Origin of the sequence: Halalkalibaculum roseum (assembly GCF_011059145.1) — a bacterium.
Classification (GTDB): Bacteria; Bacteroidota; Rhodothermia; order Balneolales; family Balneolaceae; genus Halalkalibaculum; species Halalkalibaculum roseum.
The window spans coordinates 715411-733115 of sequence record NZ_JAALLT010000003.1; the positions used below are offsets into that span (position 1 = coordinate 715411).

The 17705-nt window shown below is 43.4% G+C and carries 16 protein-coding genes; 8 read left to right on the forward strand and 8 right to left on the reverse strand.

From position 1 onward, the window contains the following. Window positions 1-54: 54 nt before the first annotated feature. Window positions 55-1356 (reverse strand): aminotransferase class V-fold PLP-dependent enzyme, encoded by a 1302-nt coding sequence (locus tag G3570_RS11555; RefSeq protein WP_165142432.1) that lies wholly within the window; start codon window positions 1354-1356, stop codon window positions 55-57. 201 nt (window positions 1357-1557) lie between these two features. Here G3570_RS11555 and G3570_RS11560 point away from each other — a divergent pair, with 201 nt between their 5' ends. After that, entirely contained in the window at window positions 1558-2400 is an 843-nt protein-coding gene (locus tag G3570_RS11560) for a lytic murein transglycosylase (protein ID WP_165142434.1), read from the forward strand. Window positions 2401-2757: 357 nt separating this feature from the next. On the opposite strand, the gene groL is transcribed toward G3570_RS11560, so the two are convergent. The 3 genes from groL to rsmA all read right to left on the reverse strand — a co-directional run bounded on the left by groL (window position 2758) and on the right by rsmA (window position 5825). After that, window positions 2758-4434, reverse strand: coding sequence for a chaperonin GroEL (gene groL / locus G3570_RS11565; protein ID WP_165142436.1), 1677 nt, complete (start codon window positions 4432-4434; stop codon window positions 2758-2760). A 52-nt stretch (window positions 4435-4486) separates the two neighbouring features. After that, window positions 4487-4780 (reverse strand): co-chaperone GroES, encoded by a 294-nt coding sequence (gene groES, locus G3570_RS11570; RefSeq protein WP_165142438.1) that lies wholly within the window; start codon window positions 4778-4780, stop codon window positions 4487-4489. Window positions 4781-5051: 271 nt separating this feature from the next. Beyond that, window positions 5052-5825 (reverse strand): 16S rRNA (adenine(1518)-N(6)/adenine(1519)-N(6))-dimethyltransferase RsmA, encoded by a 774-nt coding sequence (gene rsmA, locus G3570_RS11575; RefSeq protein ID WP_165142440.1) that lies wholly within the window; start codon window positions 5823-5825, stop codon window positions 5052-5054. A 186-nt stretch (window positions 5826-6011) separates the two neighbouring features. Between rsmA and G3570_RS11580 the strand changes: the two genes are divergently transcribed. From G3570_RS11580 to G3570_RS11590, 3 genes are read left to right on the forward strand one after another with little or no spacing between them, the layout of a single operon-like run. Then, window positions 6012-7226: an alanine dehydrogenase gene (locus G3570_RS11580; RefSeq protein WP_165142442.1), complete on the forward strand. Its 1215-nt coding sequence runs from the start codon at window positions 6012-6014 to the stop codon at window positions 7224-7226. A gap of 14 nt (window positions 7227-7240) precedes the next feature. Next, window positions 7241-7621, forward strand: coding sequence for a hypothetical protein (locus tag G3570_RS11585; RefSeq protein ID WP_165142444.1), 381 nt, complete (start codon window positions 7241-7243; stop codon window positions 7619-7621). A gap of 11 nt (window positions 7622-7632) precedes the next feature. Beyond that, on the forward strand, window positions 7633-8001 hold the full coding sequence (locus G3570_RS11590; protein WP_165142446.1) for a hypothetical protein: 369 nt from the start codon (window positions 7633-7635) through the stop codon (window positions 7999-8001). Window positions 8002-8063: 62 nt separating this feature from the next. Here G3570_RS11590 and acs read toward each other — a convergent pair whose 3' ends face one another. From acs to G3570_RS11605, 3 genes are all read right to left on the reverse strand, one after another. Then, a complete protein-coding gene (gene acs, locus G3570_RS11595; protein WP_165142448.1) occupies window positions 8064-9962 on the reverse strand; it encodes an acetate--CoA ligase in 1899 nt (632 codons plus the stop codon). Between the two features lie 149 nt (window positions 9963-10111). Continuing rightward, window positions 10112-11791 (reverse strand): sodium:solute symporter family protein, encoded by a 1680-nt coding sequence (locus G3570_RS11600; RefSeq protein ID WP_165142450.1) that lies wholly within the window; start codon window positions 11789-11791, stop codon window positions 10112-10114. Between the two features lie 160 nt (window positions 11792-11951). Next, window positions 11952-12209 (reverse strand): DUF4212 domain-containing protein, encoded by a 258-nt coding sequence (locus G3570_RS11605; RefSeq protein ID WP_165142452.1) that lies wholly within the window; start codon window positions 12207-12209, stop codon window positions 11952-11954. 226 nt (window positions 12210-12435) lie between these two features. Between G3570_RS11605 and G3570_RS11610 the strand changes: the two genes are divergently transcribed. The 3 genes from G3570_RS11610 to G3570_RS11620 all read left to right on the forward strand — a co-directional run bounded on the left by G3570_RS11610 (window position 12436) and on the right by G3570_RS11620 (window position 16363). Beyond that, complete coding sequence (locus tag G3570_RS11610) at window positions 12436-14898, forward strand: ligase-associated DNA damage response DEXH box helicase (RefSeq protein WP_165142454.1); 2463 nt, start codon at window positions 12436-12438, stop codon at window positions 14896-14898. A gap of 153 nt (window positions 14899-15051) precedes the next feature. Then, window positions 15052-15723: a ligase-associated DNA damage response endonuclease PdeM gene (pdeM, locus tag G3570_RS11615; RefSeq protein WP_165142456.1), complete on the forward strand. Its 672-nt coding sequence runs from the start codon at window positions 15052-15054 to the stop codon at window positions 15721-15723. Between the two features lie 67 nt (window positions 15724-15790). Further along, the gene (locus G3570_RS11620) at window positions 15791-16363 is read left to right on the forward strand and encodes a DUF6992 family protein (RefSeq protein ID WP_165142458.1); all 573 of its coding nucleotides are present in this window, start codon (window positions 15791-15793) and stop codon (window positions 16361-16363) included. Between the two features lie 64 nt (window positions 16364-16427). On the opposite strand, the gene G3570_RS11625 is transcribed toward G3570_RS11620, so the two are convergent. Then, window positions 16428-17072: an RNA polymerase sigma factor gene (locus G3570_RS11625; RefSeq protein ID WP_249067005.1), complete on the reverse strand. Its 645-nt coding sequence runs from the start codon at window positions 17070-17072 to the stop codon at window positions 16428-16430. A 389-nt stretch (window positions 17073-17461) separates the two neighbouring features. On the opposite strand from G3570_RS11625, the gene G3570_RS11630 reads away from it, so the two are divergent. Continuing rightward, complete coding sequence (locus tag G3570_RS11630; protein WP_165142460.1) at window positions 17462-17665, forward strand: hypothetical protein; 204 nt, start codon at window positions 17462-17464, stop codon at window positions 17663-17665. Window positions 17666-17705 lie beyond the last annotated feature (40 nt).

Consider the following 17705-nt stretch of genomic DNA (forward strand, 5'->3'; position numbering starts at 1 on the left):
AGGAATTAATTGGGCTAATGCTGCGAAAGATCTGATCACCTTAGCCGGAGGGAATTATCCCTCCGGTAAACCCTTTTGGATAACCTCTTTCATAACGTCCGCAAAACGATCCAGTTCCGGAAGCGTAGTATAGACATTAGGCGTAACCCTGATGCCCTCAAACTCTTCATGTTTGATAGGCGTGACTAAAATCCGGTAGTTCCTCCAGAGATAACTGCCCAGTTTACCGGAATCTACATCCTTGATTTCTACGTTTGCTATTCCGCAGGCAAAGTTGGGATCCCTGCTGGTGTGCAATCTCACCCGGTCATTATCAATGATCTGATCTACCCAATAATCGGTAAGATATTTCAGACGGGCACCTTTGCGCGCAGATCCGATCCCTTCATGAAAAGCCGCGGCCTCTGATATGGCAATAAAATTTGCCGCAGGATGTGTACCTATCTCCTCAAATTTGCGAATATCGTTATCCATAGCATCAGGAGCGGCCATTAAGGGCCAAAGATCCGAAATCTTGTTATTCCTGACGTAAAGCATCCCTGTTCCGTGAGGAGCCAATAGCCATTTGTGCAGACTGGTTGCGTAATAGTCGCAAACCAGATCGGAATGATCAAAATCAAAGTGTGCGAAGGCATGAGCTCCATCTACAATCACCGGAATGCCTTTGGAGCGGGCCATTTGCACCACCTTTTTCACCGGTAGAATTTGCCCGGTCAGGTTAATCATGTGACACATCAGGATAAGCCTGGTCTTGGGTGTTATGTTCTCTTCAAATAGTCGTACGATCTCCTCATCATTTTCTGCCGGTACGGGAATACTGAATTGTCGGAGCTTAATTCCTTCTCTGCGCTCTCTCTGTTTAAACGTATTGATCATCCGTGGATAATCCTGGTTGGTGGTAAGCACCTCATCTCCTGGCTGGAGATCAAAACCGAATTGACAGATCTGTAATCCTTCAGAGGCATTGCGGGTTATGGCAATTTCTTCATCATCACAATTAAAAAGGCGGGCCAATTGCTTTCGAACCTGCTCTCGCTGGGGTTCAAGTATTCGCCACATGGTGTAGGCCGGTGCTTCATTGGAAAAATCCAAGTGATCTTTCATCGCTTCCTGAACGATGGCCGGAGCCGGACTCACACCCCCATTATTGAGGTTTACCAGACTTCGATCTACGGTAAATGCCTGCTGAACCTCAAACCAAAAGTCTTCATCAGAAGCAATTTCTGAAGGACTCCCGTTTTGTTTTTGAAGATTTGTGGCTATAGCCCTGCTTTTTTCAGGTAGTAAAAAAGCCCCGAACATTGCCGCTCCACCTGCTTTACCCAGCTGATTAATAAACTTTCTTCTGCTGTACATAACACAAACCTCCATCCCGTTTTTGTTTAAGGTGTTACTATACAAACAAGTTATCGTAGAAAAGAAAAAAAGCAACCGATGAGCGGTGCTCCTTAATCCCTAAGTCTATTACAAAAAACTAACACCATTTTACTTTGAATATAGACTGATTTTATTATTATATAGTAGGCCTAAAAAATTTAGCAAAGTGAGAAGATGACTATGATATTCAATAAAGAAAACGGCTTTTTGTCTATATTTCTAATACTATTACTCTTATCTCTTAACCTGAATGAAAGTAAGGCCGGACCCTTTTCAAAGACTCTTCCAGACGGCACTTTAAGCCTGCAGGATTCCCTCACTTACGCAAAATATGAGAGCAATCTAAATTCCCTATCCGACTATTTGAATAAAGACGGACTTCAGATTAGCGAACTGTTCAAAGATCCCCGTTTTGAAATATATGAAGAGATAGGAGATCGTTTTCGAAAATCAGCCGAACGCAAATCGCGCGGTATAGATGAGTACAAACGTATTTTGGGTTTTGACGTGAAGAGCAAGAAGATCGCAGAATTCATTGACGCAAATCATGATCAGCTCAAAAAAGCGGAAGAAACTTATGGTATACCTAAATATGTCATTTCCGCTATTATAGGTATAGAATCCGACTACGGAAGAAACATCGGCAGTTATAATCCTTTCAATGCATACGTTTCCATGTATGTGGTGGATTACAGGGAAGACTTTGCCAGGGCCCAGCTCAAAGAACTATTAGAGTTTGTACAGCGAAACGATATCGATGTATTTGAGCTCAAATCAAGCTATGCGGGTGCCATGTCATACGGACAGTTTATTCCATATTCCATTAATAAATGGTTCGTTGGAGATGACATTTTTGATATGAATAACAATATCATGTCTGTAGCAAACTACCTGGCCTACTTCAAGGAACGAACCGGAAGTCTCGAAAAAGCCGTTTTACGCTACAATCCCAGTAGCCTGTATACGCGCGCCGTTCTCGATCTCGCCAAAGAGGCAGAAAAAGGCTTCACTGCCGGCCAATAGACCTGGCAGTTAACCAATATTTTCAAATGCTACGAGCTGGACGCTCGCAGCATGGTGGTATGGTCTTTATAGCGTTCGTAAATTTATCTGCACCTTATCTTTTTTAGCCTATGGCAATCCGCGGCTTAAATAGATGATCTCAAATATAAAATAGTGCGAGCGTCCGCCTATTACTTTTGGACAACATTCAATAGCGCTTATTCTCCCACCAACTTATTGCAATCGTGAATTATATTTAAAACCGATTTATTCCCATCTGTACAAATCTGCGGCCAAATAAAAAGCCCCACTCCCTAAAAGAGAGTGAGGCTCAATACTTCTAGCGTCGAAGGCTAGAGGCTTCGTTGAACGGCAATCTTACATCATGCCGCCCATTCCGCCCATGCCTCCCATGCCGCCTGGCATTCCGCCGCCGCCTGGCATGCCTTGACCTTCGTCGTCATCGTCGTCACCTTTAGAAGGCTTGTCAGAAACGATGGCTTCGGTGGTCAGCATAAGTCCGGCTACGGAAGCAGCGTTTTCAAGCGCTGTACGTGTAACTTTAGTCGGATCGATTACACCGGCTTTAATGAGATCTTCGAACTTCTCGGTACGTGCATTGTATCCAAAGGCGTCTTTGCCTTCTTTAACTTTCTGTACCACGATAGATCCTTCGGCACCGGCATTGTCGGCGATGCATCGAAGCGGAGCTTCAAGTGCTCGTCGAATTATGCTGAATCCAACTTCCTGATCAGGATTTTCACCTTTCAGGTCATCAAGGGAACGTTGGGCACGGAGCAGCGCAACGCCACCACCGGCTACGATTCCTTCTTCAACAGCAGCACGGGTTGCGTGCAATGCATCTTCAACGCGGGCTTTCTTCTCTTTCATTTCTACTTCAGAAGCTGCGCCAATATTCAGAACGGCAACACCGCCACTCAGCTTGGCAAGACGCTCCTGCAGTTTTTCACGGTCGTAATCAGAAGTGGTAGAATCAATCTGACCTTTGATCTGATTTACACGGGCTTTGATGTCATCATCTTTGCCTTGACCGCCCACTACAGTAGTAGTGTCTTTATCAATATTTATGCGATCGGCTGTTCCCAGGTAATCCAGGGTAGCATTCTCAAGCTTATAGCCGCGCTCTTCAGAGATCACGGTACCGCCAGTCAGAATAGCAATGTCTTCAAGCATTGCTTTGCGACGATCTCCGAATCCAGGAGCTTTAACAGCAGCAATCTTGAGAGAACCGCGCAGTTTGTTAACAACCAGTGTTGCCAGTGCTTCGCCTTCAACATCTTCAGCGATGATCAGCAGCGGCTTGCCGGTTTGGATAACTTTTTCAAGAATAGGAAGAAGATCCTTCATATTGCTGATCTTCTTGTCGAAAATCAGAATGTAAGGCTCTTCCATTTCTGCGGTCATGTTCTCAGAATTGGTCACGAAGTAAGGTGACAGGTAACCGCGATCGAACTGCATACCTTCAACAGTTTCAAGGTAGGTTTCTGTACCTTTTGCTTCTTCAACAGTAATCACACCGTCTTTACCAACTTTTTCCATAGCATCGGCAATCAGGTTACCGATTGCTTCATCGTTGTTGGCAGAGATAGTACCAATCTGAGCAATCTCTTTCTGGTCACTGATCTCTTTGCTCATCTTCTTGAGCTCCTTAACAATAGCTTCAACGGCAGTATCAATACCGCGCTTCAGCTCCATCGGATTTGCGCCGGCAGTAACATTCTTCAGACCGGTTTGAATGATGGATTGTGCCAGAACGGTAGCAGTAGTTGTTCCGTCACCGGCATTATCGCTGGTTTTAGAAGCAACTTCCTTAACCATTTGAGCTCCCATATTTTCTCGTTTGTTGGAAAGCTCAATTTCTTTGGCTACCGTGACACCGTCTTTGGTTACCGTCGGTGAGCCAAATGATTTTTCGATTACTACGTTGCGTCCGCGTGGACCCAAGGTAACTTTGACAGCATTTGCAAGCTTGTCAACGCCACGCTTAAGGGCATCGCGAGCTTCCATATCGTAATGAACTAATTTTGCACTCATAGTTCTTTCCTAATTGTTTTTATTTATAATTAATTTTTTCGTTGAGAATTGCTTAGCCAATAATTCCAAGAATGTCGGCTTCACGCATGATCAAGTATTCTTCACCATCCAGCGTGATTTCAGTGCCTGAATACTTACCGTAAAGCACCTTATCGCCTTCTTTAACCGACATGTCAATCTTGGTTCCGTTTTCAACTTTTCCCGGACCTGCAGCTACCACTTTTCCTTCCTGTGGTTTTTCTTTGGCAGTATCGGGAATTATGATGCCGGAGCTGGTTTTTTCTTCAGCAGGTTCCGGCTGCACCAAAACGCGATCGCTTAAAGGTTTTATTTTCGATTTAGCCATAAGTATGACTCCCTAATTTTAGGTTAATAGTTGCTTGTTATGTTGTAGGTAATTTCTGATTCGGTAAAGCTCATCAAATGAGTAAAAACCAGAATGTAAAACTAAAGTTCTTGGAGGTTCAAATACCTCGTTCACTAAGGTTATGTATAGAGCAAGTACCGTACCAAACTTTGCGGCGAGGGATTATTTATTTTCGTACCTGCTGTTAAAGGTAATGCGATAGGGGTAGGACATAATTTAAGTAGGGATCATTTCAGCTCCCTTTATTTTTTCAGGTCAAAATGCCACTTTCTTCAAGACGTGCTGTCAACTTTTCATAAAGGTATGGCTCCCAAGCTTCCGGTCTCTTGTCAAAGTCGAAACCTTCAGGCAGGTCATCTTTATCGATGATAGGTTTAAGTGCATTGCTCAATTTCTTTCTTCGCTGATTGAATGCAGTACGAACTACTGTTTTCAGATGAGCATCACTGCATTTCAAAGCACCGCGATCAAAGGTCAGCTTGACCACCGCACTTTCTACATTCGGCTGGGGATGGAAACAGTGTCGGGAAACCGGAAACAGAATTTCGGGAGTTGCCATCAGCTGGGTCTGAACACTGAGAATTCCGTAGTCTTTTGTTCTGATGTCAGACACTATCCGTTCTGCAACCTCTTTCTGCATCATCAGCAGTGCATCCGAAAGCAGATCTCGTGATTCCAGCAGGGTAAAAAGAATCTGACTGGTAATATAATAAGGCAGGTTACCGACTACATGGGTCTTGTCTTTACCGATTGATAGATCATTCCAGTTCACTTCTAATACATCACTGTGATAAATTGGTAAATCAGGAAACTTCTCCTTCAACACTTTTATCGCCCGTTGATCCAGTTCAACAGCATGCACATCTGTAAAGTGTTCAAGTAATGCCTCAGTTAGAGCTCCGGTACCGGGACCGATTTCAATGACCCTGTGCCCTTCCCGGGCCGGAATGGAGGAGGCGATCTTTTCAATAATATTCGGGTCGGTTAAAAAGTGCTGGCCGAGACTCTTCTTTGGGCGAATCATTAAGTATATGTTTGCAGTCTGGAAATTATATATGAGAAGCAATTGATAGTTCCATCAACATGGATAAATATCACAGTCTATATAGGCAGTTTTCAACATTTACAGAAATCTGTGATCCAATTTTGCTTGGCGAAACTTATTAATTTAAATTATTTAAAATGTTCATTAAACGTTCCTGAAAAATCTATGGATATCAATCCACTGGAAACAGAGCAGATCGGGATTAAAACCCTGGAAAAGCGACTGATGAAATCCAAATCAAAGGTATCGCTTAAAATCGGTTTGCCCAAAGAGGTTTCCCATGACGAACGAAGAATATCGCTTACCCCCGGGGGCGTTTCTGTATTGAAGGGAAACGGTCATGAAGTATTCATAGAAAAAGGTGCCGGTGATGAAGCTAATTTTACGGACCAGGAATATGCTGATGCCGGGGCCGAAATTGCCTATGGAGTAACTGAGCTCTACAAAAAATCGGAGATGATTGTCAAAGTGGCTCCTCCTTCCGAGGAAGAATACGAGCTGCTTGAAAAAAATCACATTCTCCTCTCCGCCCTTCACCTGGGCAATACGACCGAAGACTTTATGGATATCCTCATCAGCAAATGCATTACAGCCATTGGCTATGAGTTTATACAGGGAGAAGATAAAGAGTTTCCGATTGTCAGGATGATGCACGAGATAACCGGATCAATGTCCGTTCAAATTGCCGCTCATTACCTTGAAAAAAGTGACGGCGGTCAAGGCATCATGCTCGGCGGTATCTCGGGAATACCTCCCGCAACCGTGGTAATACTCGGTGCCGGTATCACCGCAGAATATGCTGCGCGTACCGCATTGGGCTATGGCGCCCAGGTTTTTGTCATGGATAATGACCTGGCCCGTCTCCGTCATCTCGAAAATGCGCTGGATCGACGTATCATAACCGCTACAGCGAATTACCAGTATCTCTCATCAGCTCTTCAATATGCCGATGTAGTCATTGGAGCTGCCATGTTCGAAGGCGAACGTGCCCCCGTCTGGGTGACCGACACTATGGTGGCCAATATGAAATCGGGCAGTGTGATTGTTGATACTGTTATTGACCAGGGAGGATGCATCGCAACCAGCAGAGCCACTACCCACTCAAATCCGGTATATAATAAGCACGATATTATTCACTACTGTGTGCCAAATATACCTTCAAATGTTGCCCGAACGGCTACCTATGCATTGAACAATGTGATTGTACCCTATCTGCTGGCCATCGGCGATGCCGGAGGTATCAGAGAGTGCCTGTGGTCCAATACCGCACTTCGTAATGGCACCTATGTTTACAAAAAGCATCTTACTAAAAAGTCCCTATCCAATATTTTTGATATGCCGTATCGCGAAATAGAGATGTTGATTGCCAGTCAAATTTAATTAGTTACTCTCATATGCAACTCTCAAAGACCCTGGCTGTCGTTCTAGGCATTCTGACATTTCTGCCATTCATCGGTCTGGTGATTATGATAGCATTACTCATCTTTGAGATTGTGTTCCTTATATTTTCGGAATCACCTGTCAATCCCCTGCTCTATCTTTCCTACTTAAACTATTTAGTACCCATAATTTCAGGATATACCCTGCTATATTTGACGCTCGGCATATTCTATTTTGTCCATATCATTCAGAATGGTTTCCTGGATACGGAGAAGAAAGTACTCTGGATCACTGTTTTAATTATACTTAACGGACTGGCAATGCCGTTCTACTGGTACCTATACCTCTGGAAAAGTTCTAAAGATGTTGAGTCTATTAAAGCAAAAGCTTGGTGACAATCAGTAAAATGAACCGTGAACTGAATCCCAAAAACTATAAGCGAATCTGCCTGATTAACTGGCTTTTGACTGTCCCTTTGGTGGTTCTCTTTGCCGTTCCTTACCTGAGTATTGCCACATTTATAAATGCCAATATTGGAATCAGCTATGCAGGAGCTTTGCTGTTCTCTTTTCCCTTCTGTCTCACAATTTTACACGGACATGTTACCATGGCTTTAGGATCCCTTCACCGGAATCATTATTACGAATGGCTTGAAAAAAATACACTCAGTTACGGGTTATTTTTTCATCCCATGTTCACCAGCACCCGGTTTCGTCTGTTATTGCTGGTTAGCAGTATCTTTGTTTTATCCCTGGGTTGGGTGATTCAATATTAAATCTGTGAGATCATTATTGATTCTCTAGGGGCGTAATATATTACGCCCCTACCGTGCGATATTTAATACGCCTTTCCTTTTATGATATCCTCAACCACACTGGGATCCAGAAGCGTTGAAGTATCTCCCAAATCATCGGTATCCCCGGATGCTACTTTTCTGAGAATACGACGCATGATTTTACCGGAACGGGTTTTTGGCAATCCGGTGGTGATTTGAAGCTTATCGGGTTTTGCTATGGGACTAATAATCTTAGAAACCAGGTCATTAATCTCTTTCTTGAAAGCCTCCGGATCTCCGATGCCATCGTCGCAGATTGCAAAGGCAAACACTCCTTCCCCTTTTACGTCATGAGGATAACCCACAACGGCTGATTCTACCACCTTCGGATGCTCATCAATGGCATTCTCAATTTCAGCGGTACCCAGCCGGTGTCCCGATACATTTAGAACGTCATCAACACGTCCGGTGATGCGATAAAAACCGTCCTCATCTCTGCGACAGCCGTCACCGGTGAAGTAGTTACCCGGATACTTGGTAAAATAGGTTTCCTGATAGCGCTCCATATCTCCCCAGATACCCCGTGTCATGCCGGGCCATGGGTGTTTGATCACCAGGTCACCCTGGGCTTCCGTATCCTTAATTTCATTGCCCTCATCGTCCATTAACGCAGGTTGTATGCCGGGAAGTGGTAATGTTGCGTAGCCGGGTTTCGTCGGGGTGATACCGGCAAGAGGAGAAATCATAATTCCTCCCGTTTCCGTTTGCCACCAAGTATCAACAATCGGGCATTCCCCGTTTCCGATCTCCTCATCATACCAGTGCCACGCTTCTTCGTTGATTGGCTCACCAACCGTACCCAGTACTTTTAGAGAACTCAGGTCGTATTTATCTACATACTCGATATCCTCCTTCATCAGTGCACGTATGGCTGTCGGAGCCGTGTAAAAATGGGTTACTTCATACTTTTCACAAACCTCCCAGAACCTGCCCGGATCGGGATAGGTTGGCGTCCCTTCGAAAATGATTCCGGATACACCGTTGAGTAAAGGCCCGTATATAATATAGGAGTGCCCGGTAATCCAGCCGGCATCAGCGGTACACCAGTAAACATCTTCTTCCTCAATCTGAAATACATTTCGTAAGCTGTAGCTGGTGTAAATCATGTAGCCGCCACAGGTATGCACCTGTCCTTTGGGCTTGCCCGTTGAGCCGGATGTATATAAAATAAAGAGTGGATCCTCGGCATCCATTTCAACGGCTTCGTGCTTTTTGGAAGCATTTCTGATTAGCATATGCCACCACTCGTCGCGCCCTTCCACCCAGCTGATGTCCCTGTTCGTACGCTGGCAAACGATAACCTTTTCAACGGTCGGACAGCTCTCCAAGGCTTCATCAGAAATATCTTTCAGCGGAACGTGTTTATCTCCCCGGCGGAGTCCGTCATTGGTAATGAGCATCTTTGCATCACAATCCCGTATACGTTCGGCCAGAGACTGGGCTGAAAATCCGGCAAATACAATAGAGTGCACCGCACCTATCCTTGCGCATGCCAAAGTGGCAATGGCCAGTTCGGGAGTCATCGCCATGTAGATGGCCACGCGATCTCCCTTTGTAATTCCTTTTTCTTCAAGCACATTGGCAAAACGACACACATCTTCATGGAGCTGCCGGTATGAAATCGTTCTGCGAAAGGAATCCGGGTGGTTGGGTTCAAAGATAAATGCTGTCTTATTTCCCATGGTATCCAGATGCCTGTCCAGGCAATTTTCAACAATATTTAACTTGCCGCCTTCAAACCATTTGACGTTGCCTTCTTCAAAACTACCGCTGTGAGTTTTATCCCAGTGCTTGCGCCAATAAAACGTACCGGCATATTCCTCCCAGAATTTTTCAGGATCTTCGACACTGTTTTTGTATACCTCTTTATACTCGTCAAATGATTTTATATTCAGCCACATAGGTATTCCTTTTTGATGAGGTTATCATTAAATCGATATATATTGATCTGTTATGTTAATTAATTCAGATTTATAATCAAGTTTTAAATACTTCTTGTCGGGTAATATTTATTTAGCAAGACCTAATAATGTAAAAGGTTATCATTTTCTTACTCTAATTTCCCGGGTGATCGTATATCTTCGACCATCTGCTGCACTTCTTCCGGCGGATCCATAGTCATTCGTGATATCAGGATCGAGAAGAAGAGATTTACAAACATCGCTACAGTCCCGAACCCTTCCGGTGAAATGCCAAACCACCAGTCTTCCTGCGTACCGCCCCCCAATAGTCCCAGCTTGTATTTTACCATGTAAAATAACATCAACACGATTCCAATAACCATACCGCTGATTGCACCCTGTCGATTCATTCGTTTATCAAAAATACCTAGAATAATGGCAGGGAAAAATGATGCGGCCGCAAGTCCGAATGCAAGAGCCACTGTAGCTGCTACAAAACCAGGTGGATTAATGCCGAAATAACCGGCGACCAGAACAGCAAAACCTGCAGCCAGACGTGCCCACACCAATTCCCCTTTTTCAGATATATCCGGATTTATCTGTTTTTTAATCAAGTCATGAGAAATACTTGTAGATATTACAAGCAGCAAACCTGCAGCTGTTGAGAGAGCAGCTGCTAATCCCCCTGCCGCCACCAAAGCAACAATCCAGTTTGGCAGATTGGCAATTTCCGGATTTGCCAAAACCATAATATCGCGATCGATATTCAGTTCATTTTGTTGTTCATCAGCAACATATTTTATTCGTCCGTCCTTGTTTTTATCTGTAAACGTAATCAAGCCGGTCTGTTCCCAATTACTGAACCACTCGGGTACATCTTCGTATTCTTCCGTTGAAACAGTTTCAATGAGATTAACGCGTGCGAAAGCAGCAATAGCAGGTGCCGTAGTATATAGAATAGCAATAAAAAGCAGAGCATAGCCAACGGATTTTCGAGCATCACGAACCCTGGGAACCGTAAAAAAGCGCACTATGACATGAGGAAGACCAGCCGTACCTACCATTAAAGCAAAGGTAATGGCAAATACGTCGATCATTGATTTTGAACCAGAGGTATATTCGGCAAAGCCCAACTCAAGATTAAGCTGGTTCAGTTTTTGTAATAAATAGGTCCCGGATCCATCAGCAAGAGTACTCCCGAATCCAATTTGAGGTAATACCACACCGGTCAGCTGAATTGAGATGAAAAAGGCCGGTACCATATAGGCAAAGATAAGAATGCAATACTGTGCAACCTGGGTATAGGTAATACCTTTCATCCCTCCCAGCACCGCGTAAAAAAAGACGATGGCCATTCCAATTAACACTCCCAGGTCAATAGGAACTTCCAGAAAACGAGCGAAAACAACTCCAACGCCACGCATCTGTCCGGCAACATATGTGAAGGAAACTATTATTGCACAGATCACCGCAACGGTACGAGCCCAATTAGAGTAATACCGATCTCCAATAAAATCCGGTACGGTAAATTTCCCAAACTTCCGGAGATAAGGTGCAAGCAGTAAAGCCAGCAATACATACCCACCGGTCCATCCCATTAGATACACAGCCCCATCATACCCCATGAAGGCAATTAAACCCGCCATCGATATAAATGAAGCGGCAGACATCCAGTCGGCGGCTGTAGCCATTCCATTAGCCAGTGGCGAAACTCGACTTCCGGCAATATAAAAATCACTCGTTGACCCAACTTTCGACCAAAACGCAATTCCGATATACAAGGCGAAAGTTATACCGACTATAATATAGGTCCATGTCTGAATATCCATAAGCTATTTGTTGGATGTTATATCTGGAAGTATTACTTGGTCGGATATTTATTCCGAAAAATTTCAGTTAAAAATGAATGAGCAGGTCCTCAAAGAAAGACCTACTCTTGACTGGCAACACGATTATTTGCAGTCTAGTAGTTATAAGCTCATTTGCTGATTAATCTTCATGGACACCAAATTTTTTGTCAAGGCGATTCATCAGCCAGACATAGATGAAAATCAGAATTACAAACACATAGATGGACCCCTGTTGCGCAAACCAAAAACCCAGTTTAAAACCACCCATCTGTATTTGATTTAGCTCTTCCACTAAGAATATCCCGAAGACATAAGAGACCAGGAACCAGATACTCAGCAAGATGCCGACATACATCAGGTTTTTATGCCAATACTCTTTTTTCGACTGTTTTTCCATCCGGTGTTTATTTCGGTGTAATATTTATCCTATTTCATCTAAAATAAATTATCATGATATGCAAGTGTATTCTAGATTATCAGATAACACCAAACAGAAGTGAGGTTATTCCTAAAATAATTTTGAATTCACTTAGCCTACGATTTAAAGTTCCCAAATGATCTCTGACAATTTTCCGTTATACTCTCTTGTCAAATATGCGATGATATCAACCACAGCTTTTTAGATGAATTCAGTCGGCTCGCAACTAATTGAAAAATGGTTCTCCCAAAAAGATTGGGAACCCTTTGACTACCAGCATGAAGTATGGAATGTGGTTCTGGAAGGAAAGAACGGCTTGCTCAATGCACCGACCGGCAGCGGCAAGACCTTCGCCCTTTTTATGCCCACCCTCATTAAATGGATTGATGAACACCCGGAGACCTATAAAGAGCTCGCAGATAATGGATTGAAGCTCTTATGGATCACCCCACTCAGGGCGCTGGCCAAAGATATCGAGCAGGCTCTGCAGCGGGTTCTGGATGAAATGGAGATCCCATGGAGTGTGGCACGGCGAACCGGAGATGTGAGTACAAAGAAGAAACAGCAGCTTAAGAAGCAGATGCCTGAGGTACTTATCACGACCCCGGAAAGCATGCACATTCTTATGGCGCAAAAGAAGTATCCACGTTACTTCGAAGATCTTGGTACGGTAATCATTGATGAATGGCATGAGTTATTAGGATCAAAGAGAGGGACCCAAACCGAACTGGCGCTTTCTCGTCTGAAGCACCTAAAAGATGATCTCCAGATTTGGGGAATATCGGCAACTATCGGCAACCTGCAAGAGGCCTTGGATGTGCTTCTCGGTTCGGATGCTGACAAGGAAGATGCCGTTATTATAAAAGCCAATGTTGAAAAGAAGCTGGAAGTCCATTCGGTTCTTCCCGATGATGTTGAAAAATTTCCCTGGTCGGGACACCTGGGAACACGTTTGTTGCACAAAGTTATTCCGATCATCGAGAACAGCCGCTCTACCCTGATCTTTACTAACACCAGATCCCAGTCGGAAGTCTGGTTCCAGAAGCTACTTGATGCCAAACCTGACCTCGCCGGATCCATTGCGCTTCATCACGGATCCCTCAGTAAAAAAATCCGAAACTGGGTGGAAGAGTCGCTACATGAGGATATGCTCAAAGCGGTGGTTTGCACCTCCAGCCTTGACCTGGGAGTTGATTTCGCTCCGGTTGAAACGGTAGTTCAAGTCGGGAGCCCTAAAGGGGTTGCACGCTTTCTTCAGCGGGCGGGTCGCAGCGGACATCAGCCCGGTTCTACCAGCCGGATTTATTTTGTACCTACCAACGCCCTGGAGCTCATAGAAGCAGCGGCTCTGAAAAGTGCGGCTCATTCCAAAACTACGATGGAAAGTCGAGATCCAATTCTTAAGCCCTATGACGTGCTCATCCAGTACATAGTGACACTTGGCATATCGGATGGGTTCAAGCCGGACGAACTCTTCAGGGAAATAAAGAGCACATTTGCCTATCAAACGCTCAATGAAAAAGAGTGGAACTGGATCCTAGATTTCTTGATAACAGGTGGGAAATCACTGACACGATATGATGAATATTCAAAAGTTGTTGAGGAAGACGGACTCTATAAGGTAAAAGACACAAGGATTATCCGACGTCATCGTATGTCTATAGGTACCATTGCCAGTGACACCATGATGAAGGTGAAATATTTAAAAGGTGCTTCTTTGGGCGGCATTGAAGAGTGGTTCATTACAAAAATGAATCCCGGTGATACCTTTTGGTTTGCCGGCAGAGCATTGGAGCTGGTTCGCATCAAGGATATGACAGCCTATGTACGAAGAGCAAACACCTCCAAGGCAAAAGTCCCCAGCTGGATGGGCGGGAGGATGTCGCTCTCTTCCAATATGTCTGCCCTCCTGCGGCATAAATTACATGAAGCAATTGATGGTACAACGGATGATATTGAACTGAAAACCATACAGCCAATCCTTGATGTTCAGCAGGACTGGTCAAGCCTGCCCGATGAGGATGAGCTTTTAATAGAAAAAACGTATTCCAATGAAGGGTGCCATGTCTTTATCTACCCTTTCGAGGGACGATATGTGCATGAAGGGATGTCGGCTTTGCTGGCCTACCGTATTTCTAAAATCATCCCAATTACCTTTTCCATTGCCATGAATGATTACGGTTTTGAGCTGCTCTCGGATAAAGAGATACCCATTGAAGAAGCATTAAAAAATGATCTGTTTTCAGACACGGATCTGGTAAAAGATATCTTTTCCAGTTTGAATGACACTGAAATTGCCAAACATCGATTTCGTGAAATTTGTCAGATCTCAGGTCTGATCTTCCAGGGTTTCCCCGGACAAAAGAAAGCCAGCAGGCATCTCCAGATGTCATCCGGACTCTTTTTTGATGTTTTTGATGAGTATGAACCGGATAACCTGCTACTACAGCAGGCCTATGATGAGGTGCTCTCTTACCAGCTGGATGAAGTTCGGCTTAGAAAAGCCTTAAAGCGCATTCAGAATCAGGAGATCAATTTTAAGTATCCGGAACGTTTCACACCTTTTGCATTCCCGATAATGGTTGACCGGTTACGAGAGCGACTCAGTTCAGAAAAACTGGTGGACCGTATTCAAAAAATGCAGGTACAATTAGAGAAGCATGTTTAGGTTTTAGGCCGCAGATTTCCACGGATATAATGAAGGAACTACAGTCATTAGACCATAACAATCGTTCACGCATATTAAGACACATAAAAATATTTGTGCAAATCTGCAGCAAAAAATTGAATCAGCTATAAGCAGTTTTTACCTTTTTCCGCTATGATAAAAAATGCGAAAGCCATACATATCCAACACTGCAGGTTCTGGCTGCTTCCTGAAAAAGCAATCTACTGGCAAAAGAAAAAGATTCTAATAATTGCCGATCTTCATATCGGTAAATCCGGACATTTCAGAAAGAACGGTATCCCGGTACCCGGTGATGTTAATAGTTCCAATATTGATAAAATGAACCGGCTGGTTCAGAAGGTTGAACCTGAGCACTTAGTTATCTTAGGTGATCTATTTCACAGCCGAGCCAACAAAGAATGGGAGCAGTTCCAGACTTGGAGAAAAAAACACCTAAAATTGGAAGTCAGTCTTGTGATTGGCAATCACGATATTCTTCCCAGCTCAGCCTATCACTCATCTCATATCAATCTCTTTAAAAAGCTGACTGTTGGACCTTTTCTTATGATTCACGATCTCAATCAATTGCCATCAGATAACAATACTTCCGACAATTATGTCTTGAGCGGTCATATACATCCGGCCGTGCGTCTAAGAGGAAAAGGCAGGCAATCTCTGAAGCTACCCTGTTTTTATTTTGGCACCAATGAAGGAATTCTTCCGGCCTTTGGTCAGTTTACCGGTACACATGTTATTGAACCGCGAAAAGGAGAAAAAGTTTATACCATAGCTGATTCTCAAATACTTGACATGAATACCAATTGAATATTTTATGACACAAACTCATCACAGGACTGTAATTTCTCTAAATAGTCTCTTTCTATTATTAACTGTGTCTGCCATTATCTTTTTTGCCTCGGATGCGTTAGCTCAAAATTTGTCCGGCGAACTGGAGTTATATAACCAAGATCGTTTAAACCTTAACAAGACCGGAATGCTGGTACTGTCCGGGTGGGCGCTTGGAAACATTGCCATTGGCAGTTATGGTTACTTCAGAACCGGCGGAAAAACCAAATACTTCCATCAGATGAATGCAGCATGGAACCTGGTCAATCTTTCCATCGGGGCCTTTGCCTACTATAATTATCTGCATACCGACCCGGCCTCTTTTAGCCTTGCACAAAGCATGCGGGAAGCTAAATCACTAGAAAATATTCTTTTACTGAATATAGGTTTGGATGTGGGCTATATCGCAACCGGTGCTTTTTTATGGGAAAAAGGTATCCGAAAAGATAATAACAGGCTGCTCGGTTACGGACCCTCCTTAATTCTTCAGGGAGGATTTCTTTTAGTTTTCGATGGGATACTCTACGGGTTGAACCGGACTCACAATGAAAAATTATTCAACCTGATGGACAATTTATCCATTTCAGCCAATGCCATCTCCGTAACCATACCTCTTTGATTTGAAACGAGTTGGATAGATGTTGATAGGTATAGCAGGAAATTCTGAACTAGGCTTGAAACCGTTACTCTTTCCACTTGCGCTTGAAGCAGTGATGCAGCCGGCTGGTGATTCGTGACTTCCTTGTTCGCACATTGGCTCCTGAGATGTTGAAGACTTTACTCACCTCTTTTGTAGTGGCATCAGGATTGTCGATAAAGTACTCAATTAATTCCCGTTCATCATCCTGAAGCATATCGAGGCACTCCTCTAGTATGCGCTGTTTGTCTTCATCCAGAAGATTGGTAATCTGTTCGGCCGGTTCTACAAAGTGATGCAGATTTTCATCAATAGGCGAGTTGAATCGGTGCTGATTCTTGGCATAACTTAAATATTCATTCCGGCAGGCACGTATTAAATAACTGAAAATATATTTCTCTTTTCGAATATTATCCTTTAAAATCTGCTCATATACGTTAATAAAGGCCTGTTGTGTACATTCTTCGGCTTCCTGTTCAGTGGCATTCATTGTAACTTTCAGATAGTCTTTCAGCCTAGGTAATACTTCTTCAAGTATTTCATTGGCCTTGCCATCCCTGTTTTCCTGGAGAGCAAAAACTAATTCCGAATAGTCTAGTCTGTCAGTATTCAATGGTGTCTGTAGCCTGCGTATGTTTAGATGATTTCCTTTCTCCGCACTGCCCTTCTTTGCAGTAAATTCAGTATACAAATTCTTGTTTCTAATAGCTATTCAGCTAAAAGAGTACTCTAGAGTATATCTTTTTCTAGTTAATAATACTTAAAATATTTTACGCAAAATTAACATTGTTAACTTTTTATAATCTATTTAAATAAAATAACGTAACAAAAAGAGAATATATAGCTCTTTAACACAAGAATAGTTCGTTAATAAATCTTAATGAAAATATTATAATCTATACATGTTACAAATAAATTATTGCCGCTTAAAAAAGTACGGGATCGATTTTTATTTGTAACAAACGGGTTACTAAAATATCTCTATTCAAGGAAGGGTATAGTTAAAAGTTGAATAAAAGCAGCTTTTTAACCTTTCTAACGACAAATAGCCAAAATCATTAAATCAAGACCTTTACTCTCATGGAAAAGCTATCTAAAAAATTTCTCGCTCTCACTTGTATTGTTGCATTGGCCACCGGTTGTGCATCTGTCACCGATGCCGGACTCGCCGAACAGCCCCAGGAACAGACCATCGAACAGGTAACACCTCCTGCTCCTGACCTCGATCCTGTCAAAGGTACCGGCGCCAAAGCTGAGCCTATGGTTGACAAACCAAAGCTTTAATTCTCAATAAGACCACACTAAGCGAACTGCAACTATACAT